Below are 19,186 nucleotides of genomic sequence, written 5' to 3'. Positions count from 1 at the left end.
GTAAACGCATGAACCCTAGTTCGTTCCTCTCTCTCGGGGTCGCCCTGGCCCTGACGCTGGGCGCTTGCGGCTCTGGCGAAGACGGTGACGCCACGGGCGGCACCGGAGGTGGTGGAGCCTCGGGCGGCGCGGTGGGCTCGGGCGGCCAGAGCTCCGCAGGAGGCGCCGGCGGCACGCCGCAAGAGACCGGCAGCGCCTCATCGGGCGGCGCCAGCGGCGGCACGACGTCGACCGGCGGCGCGGGGCAGAGCGGCAGCACCTCCAGCGGCGGTGGACCCGGAGCGGCCACCAGCGGAGCGACGGGGTCGGGCGGCGCTCCGGGTGGCGGCTGCACGCGCGAGCTCCTGGATGGCCTCCTGGACGACTACTTCGCCGCCCTCGCCGCCGGGGATCCTTCCAGCCTGCCCCTGGCACAAGGCGTGAAGTTCACCGAAAACGCCGTGCAGGCCGAGATCGGCACGACGGACTTCTGGAAGAACGCTGGCGAGGTGAAGCATTCGCAGCGTGCCCTGGATACCGAGGCGTGCAGCGTCGGCGCTCAGGCGGTGATCCCGGAAGGCGGGAGGGATCTTCCCGTCGCCCTCCGCATCAAGGTGGAAGGCTCGGAGATGACGGAGATCGAGACGATCGTCGTCCGCCCGGGCGACTACACGGCATCCTTCGCGGTCGCCTCGGATCCCGCCGCGATCATCGCCATTGCGGACGACATCGGCTGGCACGACGAGGTCCCGGAGGCCCAGCGGGCCACCCGGGAAGAGCTGACGAGCTGGATCGACAAGTACTTCCGCGCGTTCCCCTCCGGCGTCTGCAACGTCACGGGAGACTGCAAGCGCCTGGAGAACGGGGGCGGCAACTTCGCTTGCGGCGCCGCAGCATCCTGCAGCGCCGGCGATCCCGGGTCCGGCGGCGCCTTCATCCCGCGCGTCATCCTGGCCGACGAGGTGCGCGGCATCGCCATCGGTCTCACCATCTTCGACTTCATGACGGACGGGCATCTGGACATGCATATGATCAAGATGTCCGGCGGTCAGGTGCACGCCGTCCACGCCATCCTGCGCGACACGAACGGCATGTCTGGCTGGGAGTGACGGCGACCTCCCTCGCCGCTCGCGTCGAGTCCGGCCGCGACCCGATTCCCCTCTCCTCCCCTCATCTCGGCCCCGCCGGCCTCCCAGCGCCGGCGGCGGGCACGTCGAGCGGCACGGTCGTCGTGCAGGTCCCCGCCGCGACCTCCACCATGCGCCCGGCGAGCTTCACCCTGGCCGCGTCCCGGCCCCCCGCGCGGCTCAGCCGCACGAGCTCCCGGCCCGTCTTCGCGTCATAGAGGAGATCCTCGGTCTCGAGCCGCCCGGGGTCACACGCGCCGGCCGCCGCTTCGTCCGCGCTCTTCCAGGCGCGGCGCTCCGCCTCGACCGTCACGTGCACCACGTCGGGCCGGGCCCGCCTTGGCCCTGGCCGCGGCCGTGGGCGACAGGAGGAACGACCGGGCAAAGGCGGCGCGGGCCAGCTCGGCCTGGCCGCGCAGCTCGTCGAGCAGGCCGAGGTTGTACCAGATCTGGGCGGCGAGCTTGTCGTCGGGCCCGAGCTGCTCGGCGCGCTGCAGGTCGGCGGCGGCCGCGTCGAGGTCCGCGCCGAGGCGCATCCGGGCGTGGCCGCGCTCGGCGAGGGCGCGCGGCTCGTGCGGCATCGCGGCGAGCGCGCGGTCGAAGGCGGTGATCGCCTCGGCGTACCGGCCCTGGCGCGCGGCGGCGCGGCCCTGGCCGAGGATGCCGAGGTACGCCTCGCGATCCACCGGCGCCGCCTCGACGCGAGATGACCCGGGCAGCGCGGCGGCCGAGCCGCTGGGCGCGGGGGCGAGCTCCGCAGCGCCGTCCGAGGCGAGCGGGGCGACGGCCGCGTCGCTCGACGCAGCGGCCGGAGCCGCGGCGCCGGCGCCGGCAAGCGCCGAGGCGAGCGCCTCGGGCGCCGGCTGGAGCACGGCCGGGATCCAGCGCGCGGTCGCGGCCCCCGGACGCGGCGAGAACCAGAACGAGCGGCAGGGAACGACACACACGCATCGTGTCACCCAGGATAAACCGTGATGGGCCCGTCGAGGACGCGCCGGGCCAGGCGCCGACCCCGATCGGTGATGCCGCGGGCCCTTCACCGCGGGCGCCGCGACGGAGGGCGCTCCGCTGGGCCACACCGGAGCCGCCCCCGGCGGAGCTCCGCTAGCGCGACAAACGGGTTGAAACCCCAGCAAAGAGCAGGAATTTGAACCGCCACGCGCGCCAAGGACGCCAAGATTGTGTGTGTTGTTCTTGGCGTCCTTGGCGCCTTGGCGGCTCATTCTCGCTCGATCAACCTGCTCGGTGTCCTAGTACTACAGCCGTACTTGGTCCGAGGTGCGGCTGTAGACATCAAAATCGTCGAGAAATCCGTGCCCGTCCGCCCGTCTACAGCCGCAAGTGGACCGCAAGTACGGCTGTAGTACTAGCGCACGCCGTCGGGCGGATGCTCCGTTACCCCCGCCCCCTTGCCGCCTCGGCCGCCGCAGCCGCCGGCCCGGTCCGCCTCCCATCCGGCGTCGCTGGCCGCCTGCGTCCGCCATGGCGCCGCCACCCCCTGAGCTGGAGCTCCGCTCGCATATCCCCGGCGTTTCGTGCCGGCATGGGGCGTGCTCGAGGCCGAGCGTCATGCCGACGCTCGAGCACAACGCCCTCGTCGAGATGTTCCGCGAGCACCCGGAGCTCGCGCCCCGCTTGCTCGCGATGCTCCTCCACGTCGAGGTGCCGCCGCACGCCGCCGTCGCGGTTGTCGAGTCGTCGCTCGACCAGCTCATCCCGGTGGAGTTCCGCGCCGATCTGGTGCTGGAGCTTCGAGACGAGAGCGACGCGCTGGTGATGGCGATCGTCATCGAGGTACAGCGCGACGTGGACCCGGGCAAGAAGTACTCGTGGCCGGCGTACGTCGCGGTCGTGCGCGCCAGGAAGCGCTGCGGCACGATCGTCCTCGTGGTCGCGCCGGACGCCGGCGTGGCCGCGTGGGCGGCGGAGAACATCGACCTCGGCCTGGGCCGCGGCCACGTCGCGCCGCTGGTGCTCGGTCCGGCGGTGGTCCCCGAGATCACCGACCAGGCGGACGCGGAGAAAGAGACGGAGCTCGCGGTGCTGTCGGCGGTGGCGCACGGCAACGGGCCGAGTGGGCTCACCGTGGTGCAGGCGGCGCTGGCTGCCCTCGGCCGGCTCGACCAGGCGCACGCGATGGTCTATTTTCAGCTCATCTGGAACGGGTTGCGTGAGCCGATGAGGCAGGCTCTGGAGGCATTGGTCATGGAACGGCAGATCGAAGGCGAGGCGACCTTTCCCCCGTTCGTGCAGAAGCTCGTCGATCGCGGCAAGCTCGAGGGCATGCGTGAAGGCAAGCTCGAGGGCATGCGTGAAGGCAAGCTCGAGGGCATGCGTGAAGGCGAGCTCAAGGGCATGCGTGAGGGCGAGCTCAAGGGCAAGAGGGACACGCTGCTGCGGCTGCTTGCGCGTGCAGCGATCGTGCTCACCGAGGACGAGAGAGCGCGCATCCAGGCATGTACAAACGTCGCGACCCTCGACCGCTGGATCGAGAACGTCCTCGGGGCGAAGACGGCTACCGAAGTGCTCTCCTGAGGATGGACGGATTCGGCCCGACAAGGCGATGCGTCGGAGAGGCGGCGACTGCCGCGGCTGTTCGATGGATCTACCCTGTGGCGCTGGACAGCGCTTGGGCCTTGCGGCGCGGAGCCGAACCGTGAGATTTTCGATCGGAGGAGATCACGGACGGCGACCATCTGGATAGACCTGGCCCGGCGTCTTCGGTCGGCCAATCGACGGATGGTCAGAGCCCAAAAATGGTCCACTTCGCAGAACAGATGCCGCCCTTGTGCGTGTCGTACAGCCCGCTGCTCTGCCAGCCTTCGACTCGAGATGACTTCGAGCTAGCCACGTGCCCGCGCTGCAAGGTTCGGCACGTTAGCTTCCTGCCGGGGTGGGTACCCTCTTCAGACCGGGAGCTCGCGTCCTGTTACGCGACGACCACGGAGGCCAGACCCAGATGACCGCGCTCCACGCACGAGCCGGTGAAGCGCTCGCCGTCCCGGAGATGGACGCCTACGTCGTCGTGCTCGCGTCGTCGACCGACGGCGAGGGTGAGCGGATCGAGGTCCAGCGTCGGCTCGACCCGTTCGATGATCAGGACCGAGAGCTGGGGCAGGACACGTACTCCATTTCGACTCACACGGGCGCCACGACCTACGCTGGGATCGAGGCGTGCCGGCTTCGAGGGAGCACTCTCGAGCTGACGCTCTCCGCCGCCGCCGCCAAGGAGCTCGGTGTCGACCAGGAGGTCAACGTCACCCTCGACCTGGCCGACGAGGCGATCGCCCGGCTCTGGGACGGACTGCTGAAGATCTTCGAGCACGATCGGAACCAGCCGAAGATCCTCCGGCGTGAAGAGGGGGCCGGCTAACGAGGATCGAGGACCCCCTGGGCATCTTGCGTCGACATACCCCGCTCTGGAGGAGCTTTGCCGGTCAGCAAGAGGCGCCTGACCGGCACTTGCAGCCGACGGCGCTGCCGCGCCCCAGCGCCTGCTGCACCGTGTCGTCGACGTCCTGGTTGAGCTCCTGCCCCTTGTTGTTGGTGAAGTCCGCCTTGGTCTGCTCCCAGTCGCGGCGCAGCGCTTCCTTCACGCGCTCCCAGCCGAACGCCCTCTGCTTGCTACGAAGCTGGTCATGAACGGCGAGCGCGAGCAAGAGGAAACGGGGAGTTCGGCCTCTGGCCCGCCCGCGCGACGTCCAGAGAGGGTGGAGGCGAGCGACATCGAACGAGAGATCAGGGCACCGAGGCTGATCAACATCATCGACTGGACCGTCGAGCTCGTGGTCTTTCTCTCCATTCTGTGGGGCATCGTTTGGGTGCTCCTGCGAACTTGCAGCGTTGTTGACCAGAATACCGATCACGTTGATTTTTGGGGAATTCCGAGCGATCCGATGAAAGGATCGACAGATTCGGAGGGCCATGATCTCGTCCGCGCCGGGAGGTGCATGGAAGGAACGATCGTCGTCGCCAGGCGGTCAAGTGGCCGAGGCCCGTCTGTCCTGGTCAGGACCCTGCCGGTGCGCGGGTCGAAGACTTCGCGGCGCGTGACCCGTGGCGCTCGCGGAACGCATCGATCTCCCGCCGACGCAGCCGGCCCTCGTCGGCGACCGCGCGGGACAGGGCGCCGCCGAACACCCGGTCGCCAGGTGCGAAGCCGGTCACCCCGTCACCGACCTGGGCGGCGACTCCCGCGTAGTCGGTCCCGAGCCCGGCCGGCAGGCTCAAGCCGAACCGGACGGCGGTGTCCGCATCAGCGGTCATGAACCAGTCCATCGGGTTCAGCCCGGCCACGGTGACCCGAAGACGGACCTGTCCCGGTCCGGCCTGCGGAGCTGGAACCTCATGGATCTCCAGGACTTCGGGGCCGCCGAAGGAATCGAGCCGGACCGCCCGGCTCCTGCTCGTCGATAGCTGATCGCTCGGTTTTTGCATGCTTTCCTGCCGCTTGGCAGGTTCCGCCCTTCGCTGCGAGGAGGACGATTTCCGGTCACACGGACAGGGTTCCCCGTCTCGAACCGGAGAGACACGCTGGACGCCGCGCGCGTACGGCCAGGAAGGACGGGAACCTATGGGTACGAGCTCGAAGAAGAGAGTTTGCATCGAGGGCCACGAGATGGCCTATGTCGACCAGGGGATGGGCGAGCCGGTGGTGTTCCTCCACGGGAACCCGACGTCGTCGTACCTGTGGCGGAACATCCTTGGGCCGACCTCGGCGCGGCGTCGCTGCCTCGCGCCGGACCTCATCGGCATGGGCGACTCGGACAAGCTGCCGGAGACGGGCAGGCAAGCCTACGGGTACGCCACGCATGCGAGGTTCCTCGACGCCTGGTTCGACGCGGTCGTGCCTGCGGAGCCCGTCGTGCTCGTCGTGCACGACTGGGGGTCGGCGCTCGGCTTCGACTGGGCTCGGCGGCATCCGGACCGCGTGCGCGGCGTCGCATACATGGAGGCGATCGTCGGATCGATGCCGCTCGGGAAGTGGCCCGCGGCCGCGAGGGAGTTCTTCGAGGCGATCCGCTCGGATGCGGGCGAGGAGCTCGTCCTCGAACAGAATGTCTTTCTGGAGCGGGCCATCTCCGAGGGCAGCATGCTGCGTCCGCTCTCGGACGAAGAGCGCGCCGAGTACCGGCGCCCGTTCCTCGTGCCGGGCGAGGAGCGGCGGCCGACGCTCTCGTGGCCGCGACTGCTGCCCTTCGACGGAGAGCCGAAGGCGATCTGCGCGCTCGCCGACGCCTACGTCGCGTGGCTCACGGCATCGAGCGTGCCCAAGCTGTTCGTGAACGCGGAGCCGGGCCGCATCCTCACGGGGGAGCTCCGCGAAATCTGTCGCAGGTTCCCGAACCAGCGGGAGGTCACGGTGCGCGGCCTGCACTATCCTCAGGAGGACTCGCCGATGGAGATCGCCGACGCGCTCGCAGGCTGGCTCGATACCCTCGCTCCGCCGACGCGCGCGCAACCGGTGGCGTCATGAGCGAGGCGGCGCTCGACGCGCTGGCGATCCGCGCCCGCGCGGGCGACCGAGAGGCGCTCGAAGCGCTCGTGCGAGGCCTGCAGGATACGCTGTTCCGCCTCGCGCGCAGGTTCCTCGGCCACCCCGAGAACGCGCGCGACGCGACGCAGGAAATCCTCATCCTCATCGTGACAAAGCTCTCCACGTTCCGGGGCGAGAGCTCGATCTCGACGTGGGCGTACCGCGTCGCGTGCCGACACCTCCTCCGCGCACGCGCGACGCACCGCCGCCTGACCTTCGAGCAGCTCGTCGACGAGGATCTCGCCAAGGCGCCGAACGCCATCGGCGCGGAGGCGCTCGAGAGCGCCGAGGCGCGTCTGCTCGAGGAAGAGGTATTCCTCGGTTGCACCCAGGCGATGCTCCAGGCGCTCGACAGGCCGCTGCGCATCGCCTTCGTGCTCGGCGGCATCTGCGAGCTCGAGTCGGCCGACGCGGCCTACGCGCTCGGCATCACCGAAGCTGCCTTCCGCAAACGACTCTCCCGTGCGCGCGCGGCGCTCGACGCGTTCGTGTCGAAGCACTGCGGCGTCGCGAATCCGGCGAATTCGTGTCGCTGTGCGTTCCAGGTGAACCACAACGTCGCGCTCGGGCGTCTGAACCCGCGCGGCCTGCGTCACGCGAAGCCCACGGAGCGGACCTCTCTCGAGGCGCTGCAGGCCCTCGGCGAGATCCGCGCCGTGCGCCGCTCGCTTGAGCTCTACCGCGCGCAGCCCGCATTCACCTCCCCTGAGGACCTCGCCGCGCGGGTGCGGTCCATGATCGCGATCGGTCGCGGGAGCAGGATCTTCGATGCGTGAAGACGGCTGACGTGGGCTGATGTGACTGACGTGGACGCGGGCAGCGCGGGCAAGAGCATTTGATGTCGCTCACAGGCCGTGCAATCTTCGGCAGTGTCGCGCAGGCCTTGCCCCGTGAGCTCTCGTCCGGGGATCGACCCGCTCGTCAAGCCGGGAGGTGAGCGCACGCTGCGCGTCGGCGTGAAGGCGTTGCGGAGCGTGCTCGGCGCCGCAGAGGCCGTTGGGCTCGACGCTGGCGCGCTCGCCCGAGTGCACGGGCTCGCGCCGGAGGAGCTGCGCAACCCGGACTTCCGACTCTCCTATGGCCCCGCGCTCTCGCGGGGCGCGCCGCAAGCGTCCCGGGAGCGGATGGTCGCGCACGAGATGGACCGGGTGCTGCTGGAGCGGGCGGCGGCGCTTGTTCAGCCCGGCGCCATGACGGCGTGCGAGCGGCGCGCGGTGTCCAAAGCGCTGCGCATGGAGCGCCAGCGCCCGCGGTGAAGCTATGTCGACGACGGCCGGCGCATGTCCTCCGGCAAGTTGGCTTGCGGCAGGATGGTTGGTCGAGTACCTTGCGGGCAGCTCAACTCCGATGCTCTCTTCGACGAAGAGGGAAAGCGACGATCCGGAAATGGGAGCTGCCGAAGAGACCGTCTCGATCCGTGAGCCGATGTCGTTCGCGTTCGAGAGCGAGGCCGAAGCGGACGCCACGTGTCTCCTGATCACCTGGTTTGCGATCGTCGAATCGGCAGCGCTCGGCGTCCTCCCCGTCCTCCCGGCGCTCGACCTGGCGCGGGAGCGCGACGATCTCGGCTATCTCGAGTCGTTCTTCGAGCACGGTATCCGGCACCTCAAGGACGAGCAAATGCACGCCAACCTCTGGTGCAAGGCGCTCCTCGATTTCAGCCGCGCCTACCCCGACGTGGTCAAGCGCGCGCGCCTGCCGGGCTGGCTGATGAAGATGATGCTCCGCAAGGTCGCCGTCCCGCACGGCGTGCTCGAGTTCGCCGTCGATTGCCTCGCCTTCGAGGTGGTGATGAGCGCCTTCTACAAGGTCGCCGCGCCGCGCCTGTCGTACCCTCCGCTCGAGCCGGTGTTCCGGCGCCTCGCCAGCGACGAGGAGGCGCACACCGCGTACGACCTCGCCTACCTCGAGGGCTTCTTCGCCCGGTCGAGCCGGTCCGCGCACCTGCGCGCGACCGCGCGCTACTGGTGGCACACGGCGGGCGTGCTCGCCACGGTCGTGCCGCTGCTCCGGGCGCTCGATCGCCACAAGCCGCTGCCCCGCGGCTCCTTCCGGAAGGCGCTCGCCGCGCACATCCAGGAGTCGAGGATGCCGGGCTGCCGTCGCCTGATGCCCGCGCTTCTCAGCGGGCAAGCTGCGTAGTCCCATGGGCGAGATCGTCCACGATGGGTGGATTCACGGCGCCTCACCGCTGGACGGCGCCCCGCTGTGTCCCGTGCGGGTGACGACGGCCGACGGGATCCGGGACGTGGTCCGCCGCGCCCGGCAGGCGCAGGCGGCGTGGGCAGCGCGGCCGATCGCGGAGCGGGCGCGCCTCCTCGCCGAGGCAGGGCGCTGCTTGATGGGGAAGGCCGACGAGATCGCGGCGGAGCTCCATCGCGAGCTGGGCAAGCCGATGGCCGACGCGTACGGGGTCGATCTCGGCTCGACCCCCGAGGTCTTTCGCTACTACACGACGCGCGCCGAGGACTTCCTCCCGGCCGAGGACGTCGCGTTCAACCCGGTGATGTTCCCGCGGAAGAAGGCGCGGGTCGAGCGCCTACCGCACGGGGTGGTCGGCCTCATCATGCCGTGGAACTACCCGGTCTCCATCCCGGTGCACAACCTCGTCCCGGCGCTCCTCGCGGGCAACGCCGTTGTGCTCAAGCCGTCCGAGCACGCCGCCCGGACCAGCGCGGCGCTCGTCGGCGCCCTGTCGGACGCGCTGCCCGAGGCGCTGCTCGGCCTCGTGCAGGGCGGCGCCGAGGCCGGCGCGGCGCTCGTCGAGGAGGTCGACCAGATCGTCTTCGTCGGCGGCGTCGCGGGCGGGCGGGCGGTGGCGCGCGCCGCGGCGGAGCGCCTGATCCCGGCGCAGATCGAGCTCGGCGGCAAGGACGCGGCCGTCGTGCTCCGCGACGCGGATCTCGATCGGGCAGCGCACGGGATCGCCTGGGCCGGCTTCGTCAACGCCGGGCAGAGCTGCGCGGGGGTCGAGCGCGTCTACGTCGAGTCCGAGGTCTTCGACGCGTTCGTCGGGCGCCTCGTCGCCGTCGCCGAGCGGCTCCGCGTGGGCGACGACGGCACCGCGCCGGGCACGGTCGAGATCGGGCCGATGGCCACGCCGGCGCAGCTCTCGCGCGTCGAGGCGCACGTCAGCCAGGCGGTCGCGGCCGGGGCGCAGGTGCGCTGCGGCGGTGCGCGGCGTGGCAACTGCTACCTTCCGACGGTGCTCACCGGCGTCGACCCGTCGCTCGACCTGCTGCGCGAGGAGACCTTCGGGCCCGTGATCCCCGTCGTCGCCGTTCCGGACGCGGACGCGGCGATCCGCGCGGCCAACGAGAGCGCCTACGGCCTCACGGGGAGCGTGTGGACGCGCGACGTCGCGCGGGGCGCGGCGCTCGCGCGAGAGCTCCGGGTCGGGGTGGCGACGGTCAACAACCACATGTTCACGGCCGCGGCGCCGCAAGCCGTGTGGACCGGGCGCGGGATCTCGGGCTACGGCGTGCAGAACGGCCCGGCGGTCGTGCAGGCGATGACGAGGCCGCGGCTGCTCGCGGTCGACGAGAACACCGCGCCGCGCGAGCTCTGGTGGTTCCCCTACGACCGCGCGTTCTTCGATCTGGCGCGCGGGATGGTGCGCTCGCTGGGCACAGGACCGAAGCTCGAGCGGCTCTCGTCGGCGGCCCAGATGGTCCGCGGCGCGGCCAGGCGGTGGCTCGCGGCGTCGCGCTCCGGGGAGGAGCGCTCTTGAGCGGAGCGCGAGAGAACGCGGCGCTCGCCTGGAGCGCCTATTTCACCGCCGCGGTGTGGGCGTCGCTGGGCGTCCCGGGCGCAGCGCGCTTCGACACCCTGAGGGGGCGCGTCCTCCACCAGGCCGCGCGCTGGGGCGGGAGCATGCTCGGCCTGCGCGGCGACCGCAGCGTCACGAGCCTCCTGCTCGCCGCGCGCCACCTCGGCCTCGGCGCGCTGCTCGATGAGATCGCCCCCGAGCAGGTGGTCGAGCTCGCCGCGGGGCTGTCGCCGCGCGGGGCGGAGTGGGCAAGGGCTCGTCCGGTCGTGTACATCGAGGTCGACCAGGCCGCCGTGATCGACGCGAAGCGGCGTCTGCTCGAGCCCGCGCAGCCGCGCGGCGAGCTCGTCCTCGTCGCGGCGGACCTGCGCGAGGCCGACCTCGGCGAGGCGCTCGGCGCGGCGCTGCGCGACCGCCGCACGGCGGTCGTCTCCGAGGGGCTGACCGGCTACCTGGACGAGCCCGCGCTGCGCGGGCTGCTGCGGCAGGTGCGCCGCGTGGCGAGCCGCCTGAGCTCGTGCGTGGTGCTCATGGACTTCTACCTGCGCGACGGCGCCGCGGCCACGCCGGCGCGCGACGCCGGGGTGCCTGGGGAGGCATGGCTGCGCAAGCGCGCGCTCCGCGCGATGCTGCGCCGGGGGCTCGACGACCTCGAGCACCTGCGCGCGCTCGTGTCGTCGGAGGGCTTCGAGCTCCGCGCCGCGCACACGGCGCGCGACCTTGCGCTCCGGGCTGGCATCGCGCCGCCGCCGCTCGAACTGTTCGTCATCGCGGAGCTCGCGCCCGCGCGGAGCGGCGGCGACGCCGTACGGTAGCAGCGGTGACCGATCGGCGGGGATGCCGGCGGTGAAGGGTGAACACCGACCATCACGTGACCGGCTTCTTCACCGGCCCGACGCGGGACGCGATGATCACCGACATCGAAGAACGCAAGGCGCGCGTCAGGCTCGCAGGATCAGGGGAAGAGGCGCTGAGACTGCTCGATCTGGAGAGGCCGGACGTGCTCGTGAGCGATATCGGGATGCGCGGGATGGATGGCTACGAGCTCATCCGCGCCCGTGACTTGTCACGGTGCAACCCGTGACTTGTCACGGTGCAACCCGTGACTTGTCACGGTGCAACCCGTGACAGGTAGCGGCGCATCGATCCGCATTTCCAGCTCGGCCGTGCCTTTTCCGCACGGAGCGTGATGGCCGGACGACCCAGGCCATTGCTGAACCTGGCACGAGGCGTGCGAGGACCTCCGGGCAGCGGCCGAGGAGGACCGTCGTTCACGACAGCCGCGAGGCATCGGGCCTCCGGACGACGAGCGCCCCGGCAGACCTGGCAGCCAGCGCGCAGGCGACACGGCTGCCACGAGCCCGAGCCGCGCCGATCGTTTGGCTCACGGGCATCGGCGACAGAACCCGTGTGTCGATCTGCGTGCCACGAGCACCGGAGCGGAGCCCAAACACATTGACCGAAGCGATATCACCAATGAAGAATATCAAGGCTTCGAATGGCTTCCGCGAAATGGTAGACCTTGGGATTGTATGAAATCGCACGGGCGCGGTCAGCGCGCTGCTCGGTCTGGCCACCGTGGCGTGTAGCGCCGCGGATCCGAGCGACGGCTTTTCCGACGAAGCGCTCGGGACTGACGCGCAAGAAATCCGCTTCGGCACGGAAGGCGGCCGAGTCGGCGTCGTGGAGATTGGTACTGTACGCGCCTCCGGAGGCGCCGTTCAGGTCGAGCTGCTTGATCAGCGTAAGAGACTAGGAAGAGTAAACGCCATCCCGCGAACCGAGGCGTGAGCGGCCGCCGTTGGCCGCGCCTCCGCACCATGCGAGGCTTCCGATCCCGTGGACGCCACCAACACCGCATCAATATAGGGTAAAATCTTCCAAGGAGTTATGATCATGCTGCATTCTATGACCTTAGCCGGGCGCCGCGGGATCCGCATCGCCCTTTCCGCCCTTTCCGGCTCGTTGCTGGCCGGCGGGCTGCTGACCGGATGCCAAGTCACCGATGAAAACGGCTCCCCCGCCGGACCCGAGGACACCCTCGTTACCGCGGCCGCCATGACGAACACGGACTTCACCGACGGCAGCGGAAGAATCCGCATCCGGGTGAAGACCTGCGATCCCACCGCGGCTGCGACGACCAATTGCGCCTATTGCACCGCCGACGATGGCTGGGTCCGCATCGGGGGCGGCGCGCAGATCCTGGGGGAGAACAACCCCGGCGCCATGCTGCAGGCATCCTTTCCCAGCCCGAACTTCTTCACGGCAGCCAACGCCTTCGGCTGCACGGGCCCGGCGGGCCATTCGCCCCCGCGCCTCGGGATCGATGACAAATCGACCTGGGTGGTGAGGGCCTCCGGCGCGACCCATCAATTGCAGGCCTATGTCATCCAAATGCAGCTCGTCGATGCCGCCGGTACCGCCTTCACGCCCGCGGTCACCCAAGGCGTGGACTACGTGACAAGCGCCGTCAATCCCCCGTCCAATTACACCGTCGAGACCCCGGAGTCCTGGTTTTCCGACGATGGTTACTTCCTGATCGGCGGAGGCGCGCACGTCCTCAGCACCAACCCGGCCGACAGCATCACCGCCGCCACCGATGCGTACCTGGTGGAATCGCGGCCGGTGGACGGCCCGAACGGAAGGGCCTGGCGCGCCAGCGCCCGGGCCCGAAGCTCTCCGGCCCATGACAATCCGCTCAAGTCGTACGCGATCGGGGTGAAAGCCTGCCCTCCCCAGTGGGACAGCTGCTTCACCTATCCCATGATCAAGGAAATCACCGCGGCGGCGACCACCGGCTACGGCACCGCGACCTACACCATCAGCCCCTCCTGGGTGGGCTCGAGCGTGGGCGGCTATGCCCCCACCACGAGCTCGGGCGCGCGCTTCCTCGCCGATCTCATCCCCTTCGACGGAACCGCGAAAGGGTTCACCGTGCGCAGCAGGGATGACGGCACGGGGGGATCGGGGCAAACCCTCGGCTCCACCTTGGTGTTCGGCCATATCCACGGCCTGTATACATCCAATGCGGTGTTCTTTTTGCGCGGCGGGAATCCCGCCATCCTGAGCCGCCCCGCCGGAACAGATCCCCAATTGCAAGCCGCCTATTCCTCCGCCGATCAACCGGCGACCCGCTGGCACCTCGAAGCCTTCGGCACGGGCATCTTCCGGCTGCGGAACGGGAACCCCGATGGGGGCACGGAATGCGCCTACCGCGACGGTACGACTTCCAACGTGCGGGTCAAGGCCTGCGGGACCGGCAACGAATTCATGTGGACCGTCGTCGGCAACTCCCCCAGCTCGAGCGCGTTCAAACTGCAGAACGTGACCAATGGTCAATGCCTCGACGTCAACGGGAGCGCTACCCCGACCAATGTGGTCCTCAATCCATGCGTTACCACGGGCGATCCCATCTACCAATTGTTGTACGTAGACGATTACAATTGGCCCAATTGATCCCCTCGGTGGGACGCGGAGCATCGGGCTGGATCCAATGCCGGTCAGTTAAGCTCCCGCAACTTCAGATCGGCCGCTTTCGCGAGTAGTTGCTCATCTTGACCTTCACGGCGCGAGGGTACGATTGCTCAGTGCGGCGTGGGGGTAGGATGAAGCGCCTCAGATCCCGGCCCAGGGCGCGCAGGTGACCGGGGATGGCTCCGGGACGGGAGTCGACCGACCAAAGCCACTCGTCGCGGATGAGGCGCAGCGCCACGAGGAAATTGATGCGCGTCGGCGGCACGCGCGCCTTTGCGGCGACGCGCTCGATCTCCAGCCGGAGACCGCGCATCGCCGCCCGCTGCTCAAGCCACGTTGCCATTGTGCCTTCTCTCTCAGATCGATGCATTTGCCCCGGATCAGTATTCTCGGCGTTTTGGTGTTCGGGCACGGGTCATGTCGAGCCCTTGTTCCCGGGCGGCGTCGATGTCCTTTCCGAGCACGGACCCAGGTTGGATTTCGTCATCCCGTGGTCGAGGCGTAGCGCGAGCAAGTCGCCAGGGGGCTCGGTAAAGCCTATTGACGCAGTTCGCGCGGCCTTCGATCCGGCTCCTGGTCGTCCATGTGAACATCCGCTTGGTAGCCAGCGGCAAATCCCACCAGAGGATGATGCTATAGTCAGGCGTCGCGCGGAGGACGATGCGCTCCGGGGCGGGGAGGCGCGGTCGATCAACCGGCCTCTGCGGGGCGCAGCGGCGCGCCGATGCGCGTGAGGTAGTCGCGCACGCGGGCGAAGCCTTGGAGCAGGTGTTCGTGCACCTGCTCCTCGGTGTTGGCCGAGGTGATGGTGATCCTCAGCTCCTCCTTGCCCTTCGGAATCATCGGGTAGGGCCCGAGCGTCAGGAGCACGCCGGCGTCGAAGAGGATACGCGAGGCTTCGATCAGCCGCTCGTTGTCCCCGCACCACACGCTCACGATGGGAAAGTAATTGTCGTTGTCGACGTGGAACCCGAGCGCACGCAGCCCATCGACCGCGAGCCTGGTCAGCCGGTAGAGGCGGCGGCGGAGCTCGTCGCCGCGCGCCGCGTTCACGTGAATGGCGGCGAGCAGGGTGGCGAGCGACGCGGTCGGGCACGGCCCCGAGAGATCGTACGGCGTGGCGTAGGCTTTGAGGAAGGCCTTCGTCGTCTTGCTGCACGCGACGCCGGCGGCCAGCGACGAGAATGCCTTCGAGAAGCCGCCGACGTACATGATGCCGTCCGACTCGTAGCCGAGGCCGTGATGCCGGACGACACCGTTGCCGCGGAAGCCATAGGGCATCTCCGCGGTGGGCCGCTCGCCGACCACCCCGAAGCCGTGTGCGTCGTCGACGTAGACGGCCGCGCCATACTCCCTGGCGAGCGCCGCGAGCCGGGGCAAATCGACGTATTTGCCCGTCATGCTGTACACCCCGTCGACCAGGATTAGCTTCTTGGTGGCGGCGCGGTGCGCGCGCAGGTGCTCCTCGAGCCTGTCGAAGTCGTCCTGCGGAAAGCTCAAGAGCTTGCAGCCGCTGTCGCGGGCCATCTTGGCGGCCTGATACATCGTCATATGCCCGAACTTGTCCAGGAACATGACCCCGTCCTTGCCCATGAGCGCCGGGATCACGCCCACGTGGACCAGCGTCACGGTGGGCAGGATCAAGAAGTCCTCGGCGCCGACGAGGCGCGCGAGCTCCTCCTCGCCGCGGGCGTACAGGTGCGGGCTGGCCACGAGGCGGCACCAGCTCGGGTGCACGCCCCATTCCCGGAGCGCGGGCTCGACCGACGCGATGATCTCCTCGTCCAGGTCGAAGCCGAGGTAATTGCACGACGCGAAATCCGCGATCCAGCGCTCGCCGACGCGGATCATGCGGCCGTCGATCTGCGCCGCGTCGGCGTCGAACATCCGGCTCCGCTGCATCACCTCCTGGATGCTGGCGCGCTGGCTCTGGAGGTTCTCGCGGATGATCGCGTCAAATACGTTGTTCATCGCAGGCGCTCCGCCTGTGCTCTCCGAGTGCGGATGAGGAGCTGGCGGTCGACCTTGCCGGTGGATGTATAGGGGAATTCGCTCACAACGATGATCTCCCACGGAAGCATGTATTGCGGCAGCCGCCCCTCCAAGAAGCGCATCATGTCCTCGGGTCGCACCTGGGTCGCGCCCTCGCGCGGGAGCACGAAGGCGTGCAGCGTGCTGCCGTAGCTCGGGTGAGGGATGGGCACGACGACGGCCTGCGCCAGGTCGGCGTGCTCGGACAGCGCGGTCTCCACGTCGCCGAGCTCGACCCGGTGGCCGCGCGTCTTCACCATGTTGTCCAGGCGGCCATGGTAGATCAGCGTGCCGTCGGGGAGGCGTCGCCCGTAATCCCCGGTGCGCCAGAAATAGGCCGGGTAGGGGTGAAACGGGCTCGCGATCAGCCGCTCCCGGGTCAGCTCGTCTTTGCCGAAATACCCCACGCAGACCGTGCCTCCGCGCACCCATAGCTCGCCGAGCTCGCCCGGCGCGCACCGCCGGCCGCCCTCGCTGACCACCTCGATCTCCGTATCGTCGACCTCGCGCCCGATGGGGATCGGGGCGTCGCCTCGGGGCGGCTCGCGGACCCAGTGACACGTCACGATGTTGGTCTCGGTCGGGCCGTAGATGTTGGCCACGCGCGTGCGTGGCAGCGCGGCCATCACCTTGCGCAGAAGCGCCGGCGGAAAGGGCTCGCCTGCATACATGATCACCCGCAGCGGCACCGCGGCGTCGAGCCCGCCCTTCTCGAGCAGGGTTACGAACGTCGAGGGCGTAGTGTAAAGCATCGTGGCGCGCTCGTCCCGCAGCATGGCGACATACTCGCGGTGGCGCTGCGTCGAGCTCTTGCCCGCCTCGCGGGCCTTGCGCCGGTCCTTGATCAGGAGCGTCGCGCCGGCCGCGAGCGTGTTGAATACGTCGAAGACCGAGAGGTCGAAGTTCAAGGGCGCCCGCGAGGCGACGCGATCATGGCGGTCGATCTCGAACTCCGCGGCCATCCAGTCGACGAACGTCCGCGCGTTGCGGTGCGTGAGCATCACGCCCTTGGGCACGCCGGTCGAGCCCGAGGTGTACAGGATATAGGCGAGATCGTCCGACAGGATCGGCCGCCGCGGCGGCGCCACGGGCGGGAGCGAGAGGACCTCGGACCAGGCGACGAGCCGCGCGCGCGCCGAGGCCTCGGCGGACGCCGGCGGCTCTGCGCCGAGGAGCACCAGCGCCTCGACGCCGTCGCAGCGGGCGAGCGGCTCCCAGTCGGGATAGGCGACCGGATCGATGAGCAGCACGCGCAGCCGCGCGTCGGCGATGATGTCCGCGAGCCGCGCGGGCGGGGACTGCACGTCGAGCGGCACATAGGCGCGCCCGGCCGAGAGGATCCCGATCGCCGCCGCGACCGAGTCGCGGGTGACGGTGGCCGAGAGCCCCACGAAGCGGTCGTCTTCCCGGCACAGCGCGGCGCCGCCGCGGGCGCCGGCGGAGAGCAGCCACGCCACCTTGGCGACGAGCGCCTCGAGCTCGCCATACGTCACGTCGGCGCCCTCCTCGCGGATCGCCGTGCGCGTTGCGTGGTCCCGGAAGGCGCCCGCGAGCGCCTCGTGCAGCAGGTAGGTCATCGTTCCCTCGTGCTCGTGGCGGCTATCGCTCGTAGCGGTCGTCCATGGACGCGCGAAAGTCGCGCGGGCGGAACATGTAGCCTGCGGCAATGGGGCCGATCGCGACGGCGCGCGCGAGGGCGTACCCGACCGAGGCGAACATCCGCTCGAGGTGACCGCGCTCGTAGGCGAACGAGCGCAGCCCCTCGGCCGAGGTGAACAGCACGCCGCGATCGGTGGCCGAGGTGTCGAGCGCGGCGTACCCGTTCTGCTCGTAGTACGCGCGCCTGTGCCGCGTCGCCTCGGCCGAGGTCGCGAATCCCGAGAGGAACACGCGCGCGCCGGTCGCGGCGATCGACCGTACCACGCGCTCGGGGCGCGCCAGGCTGCCGAAGCAGTTGAACGGAAAGAAGAGCACGGTGACGTCCTTCCGCTGCGCCATGCCCTCGGCGGCCCAGAGGGCAACCAGGTCTTCGGCGGAGCCGACGTGGAGCTTGCGGCGCAGCGGCGAGGGCTCGCTCTCGCGAAGCCGGGACCGGCCCATCTCCACGAGCCAGGGCACCATGTCGAGCCCGTCGTAGTGCAGCCCCTGAACGAGCGCCCAGAGGAGATAGCGGCCGTAGCCGCAGCCGATCTCGAACAGGTGCTCGAGGGCCGGCTCGTCGCAGAGCGGCTGGGCCTCGGCGTCCAGGTAGGCCCTGACCGCCGGCGTCAGGTGCGCATCGACGAACATCCGCGCGCCCCCGTTGCTTGCGTAGAACTGCAGGACCGCAGCGTCCGTCGTGTCGAGATTCGTGCTGCTCATACGGCGTGGCCGGCGCATTCTACACCAGCGAGCGCCGCCAGTACGAGCGGGTGCAGACCCGCTGAAACCCTAGCTTCAGCACCGCGGGGTTCGAGTGGGCGCTCTTGGCGGCCGTCTGAAACGCGAAGCGGGCGCCCCGCCCGCGCGCGAACGCGAGGCCGTGGAGCATCAGAAACGCGTACAGCCCGAGCCGGCGATAGGCCGGGAGCGTGCCGCCCTCGGCGTACAGCGCGCAATCGCCGCAGAGGCCGACGACGCGCGAGGAGGCCGGCACGCCGTCGACCAGCGCAAGGAAGCAGTGCACCTCGACACCCGGGCGGCGCCGGACGCGGAGGTTCTGCGCGAGCTTGCGCTGGACTGCGTCGGGCAGCTCGTTGGACGCGCCATCGACGTCGATGAAGGCGGGAAAGAGGGGGTCGTCCGGTCCAGTGAGCCGCACGGCCCGCACGCGCTCGCTCGGGAGGCGGAGCGCGCCCTCGGGCAGGGCGCTGTCGGGCGCGGGGCCGCGCAGATCGAGCAGGTGGCAGTTCTCGGCTTCGCCCGGGATCTCGGCGTAGCCCGCCGCGGCGAGCTCGGCGCGCAGCTCGGGAGCGCTCTCGGGGTCGAGATAGACGGCGGGGGGCACGCCGCGCGCCGCATAGAAGGCCTCGATGGTCGCGAGGACGTCGGGACCGGACCGCGACACGGCCTGGGCGCAGTTGTAGTAGCCCGCGTCGGCGTCAGCCATGTACGTGAGCTGGTAGTCGTCCGTGTCGACCAGCTCGTCGTAGTACATCGCGGCCCAGACCGCGTTGTTGGCGCGGACGATGCGGTGGATCGAGGCGCTCCGGGGCGAGGTGCCGGCGGCGTCCATGTCACCCCAGATCTACCGCATCGGGCGGGCAGGAGGTCCAAGCGCTTTGATATAGC

At 69.8% G+C, this 19,186-nt stretch carries 19 protein-coding genes and 1 pseudogene; 11 read left to right on the top strand and 9 right to left on the bottom strand.

What is annotated here, in order from left to right:
- Window positions 1-8 precede the first annotated feature (8 nt).
- Window positions 9-1,088: a hypothetical protein gene (locus tag WMF27_RS10900; RefSeq protein WP_437768926.1), complete on the top strand. Its 1,080-nt coding sequence runs from the start codon at window positions 9-11 to the stop codon at window positions 1,086-1,088.
- Window positions 1,089-1,149: 61 nt separating this feature from the next.
- Here WMF27_RS10900 and WMF27_RS10895 read toward each other — a convergent pair whose 3' ends face one another.
- Entirely contained in the window at window positions 1,150-1,419 is a 270-nt protein-coding gene (locus WMF27_RS10895) for a hypothetical protein (RefSeq protein WP_437768927.1), read from the bottom strand.
- Window positions 1,355-1,978, bottom strand: coding sequence for a tetratricopeptide repeat protein (locus WMF27_RS10890; protein WP_437768928.1), 624 nt, complete (start codon window positions 1,976-1,978; stop codon window positions 1,355-1,357). The genes WMF27_RS10895 and WMF27_RS10890 overlap by 65 nt, the downstream gene beginning before the upstream one ends.
- 697 nt (window positions 1,979-2,675) lie before the next feature.
- On the opposite strand from WMF27_RS10890, the gene WMF27_RS10885 reads away from it, so the two are divergent.
- Both WMF27_RS10885 and WMF27_RS10880 read left to right on the top strand, forming a co-directional pair.
- Window positions 2,676-3,641, top strand: coding sequence for a hypothetical protein (locus tag WMF27_RS10885; RefSeq protein ID WP_437768929.1), 966 nt, complete (start codon window positions 2,676-2,678; stop codon window positions 3,639-3,641).
- A 424-nt stretch (window positions 3,642-4,065) separates the two neighbouring features.
- Window positions 4,066-4,479, top strand: coding sequence for an Imm10 family immunity protein (locus WMF27_RS10880; RefSeq protein ID WP_437768930.1), 414 nt, complete (start codon window positions 4,066-4,068; stop codon window positions 4,477-4,479).
- Between the two features lie 64 nt (window positions 4,480-4,543).
- Here the strand turns inward: WMF27_RS10880 and WMF27_RS10875 are convergent, their stop codons facing one another.
- Window positions 4,544-4,702: a hypothetical protein gene (locus tag WMF27_RS10875; protein ID WP_162143945.1), complete on the bottom strand. Its 159-nt coding sequence runs from the start codon at window positions 4,700-4,702 to the stop codon at window positions 4,544-4,546.
- 508 nt (window positions 4,703-5,210) lie between these two features.
- A pseudogene (locus WMF27_RS10870) lies at window positions 5,211-5,543 on the bottom strand (alcohol dehydrogenase catalytic domain-containing protein); the annotation flags it as partial.
- A gap of 136 nt (window positions 5,544-5,679) precedes the next feature.
- Here WMF27_RS10870 and WMF27_RS10865 point away from each other — a divergent pair.
- From WMF27_RS10865 to WMF27_RS10830, 8 genes are all read left to right on the top strand, one after another.
- Complete coding sequence (locus tag WMF27_RS10865; RefSeq protein ID WP_437768931.1) at window positions 5,680-6,582, top strand: haloalkane dehalogenase; 903 nt, start codon at window positions 5,680-5,682, stop codon at window positions 6,580-6,582.
- Entirely contained in the window at window positions 6,579-7,418 is an 840-nt protein-coding gene (locus WMF27_RS10860) for an RNA polymerase sigma factor (protein ID WP_437768932.1), read from the top strand. The genes WMF27_RS10865 and WMF27_RS10860 overlap by 4 nt, the downstream gene beginning before the upstream one ends.
- A 114-nt stretch (window positions 7,419-7,532) precedes the next feature.
- Entirely contained in the window at window positions 7,533-7,898 is a 366-nt protein-coding gene (locus tag WMF27_RS10855; protein WP_437768933.1) for a hypothetical protein, read from the top strand.
- A gap of 130 nt (window positions 7,899-8,028) precedes the next feature.
- Window positions 8,029-8,784 carry a hypothetical protein gene (locus tag WMF27_RS10850; protein ID WP_437768934.1) on the top strand — a complete coding sequence of 252 codons (756 nt, stop codon included), beginning with the start codon at window positions 8,029-8,031 and terminating at the stop codon, window positions 8,782-8,784.
- A gap of 4 nt (window positions 8,785-8,788) precedes the next feature.
- Window positions 8,789-10,372: an aldehyde dehydrogenase family protein gene (locus WMF27_RS10845; RefSeq protein WP_437768935.1), complete on the top strand. Its 1,584-nt coding sequence runs from the start codon at window positions 8,789-8,791 to the stop codon at window positions 10,370-10,372.
- Window positions 10,369-11,226, top strand: a complete 858-nt coding sequence (locus tag WMF27_RS10840) for a class I SAM-dependent methyltransferase (protein WP_437768936.1) — start codon at window positions 10,369-10,371, stop codon at window positions 11,224-11,226. Before WMF27_RS10845 ends, WMF27_RS10840 begins: the two co-directional genes overlap by 4 nt.
- Before the next feature lie 38 nt (window positions 11,227-11,264).
- Window positions 11,265-11,495, top strand: coding sequence for a response regulator (locus WMF27_RS10835; RefSeq protein WP_437768937.1), 231 nt, complete (start codon window positions 11,265-11,267; stop codon window positions 11,493-11,495).
- Window positions 11,496-12,307: 812 nt separating this feature from the next.
- Window positions 12,308-13,867, top strand: a complete 1,560-nt coding sequence (locus WMF27_RS10830) for an RICIN domain-containing protein (RefSeq protein ID WP_437768938.1) — start codon at window positions 12,308-12,310, stop codon at window positions 13,865-13,867.
- Window positions 13,868-13,931: 64 nt separating this feature from the next.
- On the opposite strand, the gene WMF27_RS10825 is transcribed toward WMF27_RS10830, so the two are convergent.
- The 5 genes from WMF27_RS10825 to WMF27_RS10805 form a co-directional block, all read right to left on the bottom strand.
- Window positions 13,932-14,228: a hypothetical protein gene (locus WMF27_RS10825; RefSeq protein WP_437768939.1), complete on the bottom strand. Its 297-nt coding sequence runs from the start codon at window positions 14,226-14,228 to the stop codon at window positions 13,932-13,934.
- Between the two features lie 347 nt (window positions 14,229-14,575).
- On the bottom strand, window positions 14,576-15,856 hold the full coding sequence (locus WMF27_RS10820; RefSeq protein ID WP_437768940.1) for an aminotransferase class I/II-fold pyridoxal phosphate-dependent enzyme: 1,281 nt from the start codon (window positions 15,854-15,856) through the stop codon (window positions 14,576-14,578).
- Window positions 15,853-17,493, bottom strand: a complete 1,641-nt coding sequence (locus WMF27_RS10815) for an amino acid adenylation domain-containing protein (protein ID WP_437768941.1) — start codon at window positions 17,491-17,493, stop codon at window positions 15,853-15,855. The genes WMF27_RS10820 and WMF27_RS10815 overlap by 4 nt, the downstream gene beginning before the upstream one ends.
- 22 nt (window positions 17,494-17,515) lie before the next feature.
- Window positions 17,516-18,277, bottom strand: coding sequence for a hypothetical protein (locus WMF27_RS10810; protein WP_437768942.1), 762 nt, complete (start codon window positions 18,275-18,277; stop codon window positions 17,516-17,518).
- 19 nt (window positions 18,278-18,296) lie between these two features.
- Window positions 18,297-19,130 carry a GNAT family N-acetyltransferase gene (locus tag WMF27_RS10805; protein WP_437768943.1) on the bottom strand — a complete coding sequence of 278 codons (834 nt, stop codon included), beginning with the start codon at window positions 19,128-19,130 and terminating at the stop codon, window positions 18,297-18,299.
- Window positions 19,131-19,186: the final 56 nt, after the last annotated feature.

It is taken from the genome of Sorangium sp. So ce281, from assembly GCF_051527395.1.
Classification (GTDB): domain Bacteria; phylum Myxococcota_A; class Polyangia; order Polyangiales; family Polyangiaceae; genus Sorangium; species Sorangium cellulosum_B.
Note: the sequence above shows the minus strand (reverse complement) of the source record. Positions and strands in the feature narration are given on the sequence as shown.

Coding starts and splice junctions, on each gene's coding strand:
- WMF27_RS10900 (WP_437768926.1), top strand. CDS start 9: ATGAACCCTAGTTCGTTCCTCTCTCTCGGGGTCGCCCTGGCCCTGACG.
- WMF27_RS10885 (WP_437768929.1), top strand. CDS start 2,676: ATGCCGACGCTCGAGCACAACGCCCTCGTCGAGATGTTCCGCGAGCAC.
- WMF27_RS10880 (WP_437768930.1), top strand. CDS start 4,066: ATGACCGCGCTCCACGCACGAGCCGGTGAAGCGCTCGCCGTCCCGGAG.
- WMF27_RS10865 (WP_437768931.1), top strand. CDS start 5,680: ATGGGTACGAGCTCGAAGAAGAGAGTTTGCATCGAGGGCCACGAGATG.
- WMF27_RS10860 (WP_437768932.1), top strand. CDS start 6,579: ATGAGCGAGGCGGCGCTCGACGCGCTGGCGATCCGCGCCCGCGCGGGC.
- WMF27_RS10850 (WP_437768934.1), top strand. CDS start 8,029: ATGGGAGCTGCCGAAGAGACCGTCTCGATCCGTGAGCCGATGTCGTTC.
- WMF27_RS10845 (WP_437768935.1), top strand. CDS start 8,789: ATGGGCGAGATCGTCCACGATGGGTGGATTCACGGCGCCTCACCGCTG.
- WMF27_RS10830 (WP_437768938.1), top strand. CDS start 12,308: ATGCTGCATTCTATGACCTTAGCCGGGCGCCGCGGGATCCGCATCGCC.
- WMF27_RS10825 (WP_437768939.1), bottom strand. CDS start 14,228: ATGGCAACGTGGCTTGAGCAGCGGGCGGCGATGCGCGGTCTCCGGCTG.
- WMF27_RS10820 (WP_437768940.1), bottom strand. CDS start 15,856: ATGAACAACGTATTTGACGCGATCATCCGCGAGAACCTCCAGAGCCAG.
- WMF27_RS10815 (WP_437768941.1), bottom strand. CDS start 17,493: ATGACCTACCTGCTGCACGAGGCGCTCGCGGGCGCCTTCCGGGACCAC.
- WMF27_RS10810 (WP_437768942.1), bottom strand. CDS start 18,277: ATGAGCAGCACGAATCTCGACACGACGGACGCTGCGGTCCTGCAGTTC.
- WMF27_RS10805 (WP_437768943.1), bottom strand. CDS start 19,130: ATGGACGCCGCCGGCACCTCGCCCCGGAGCGCCTCGATCCACCGCATC.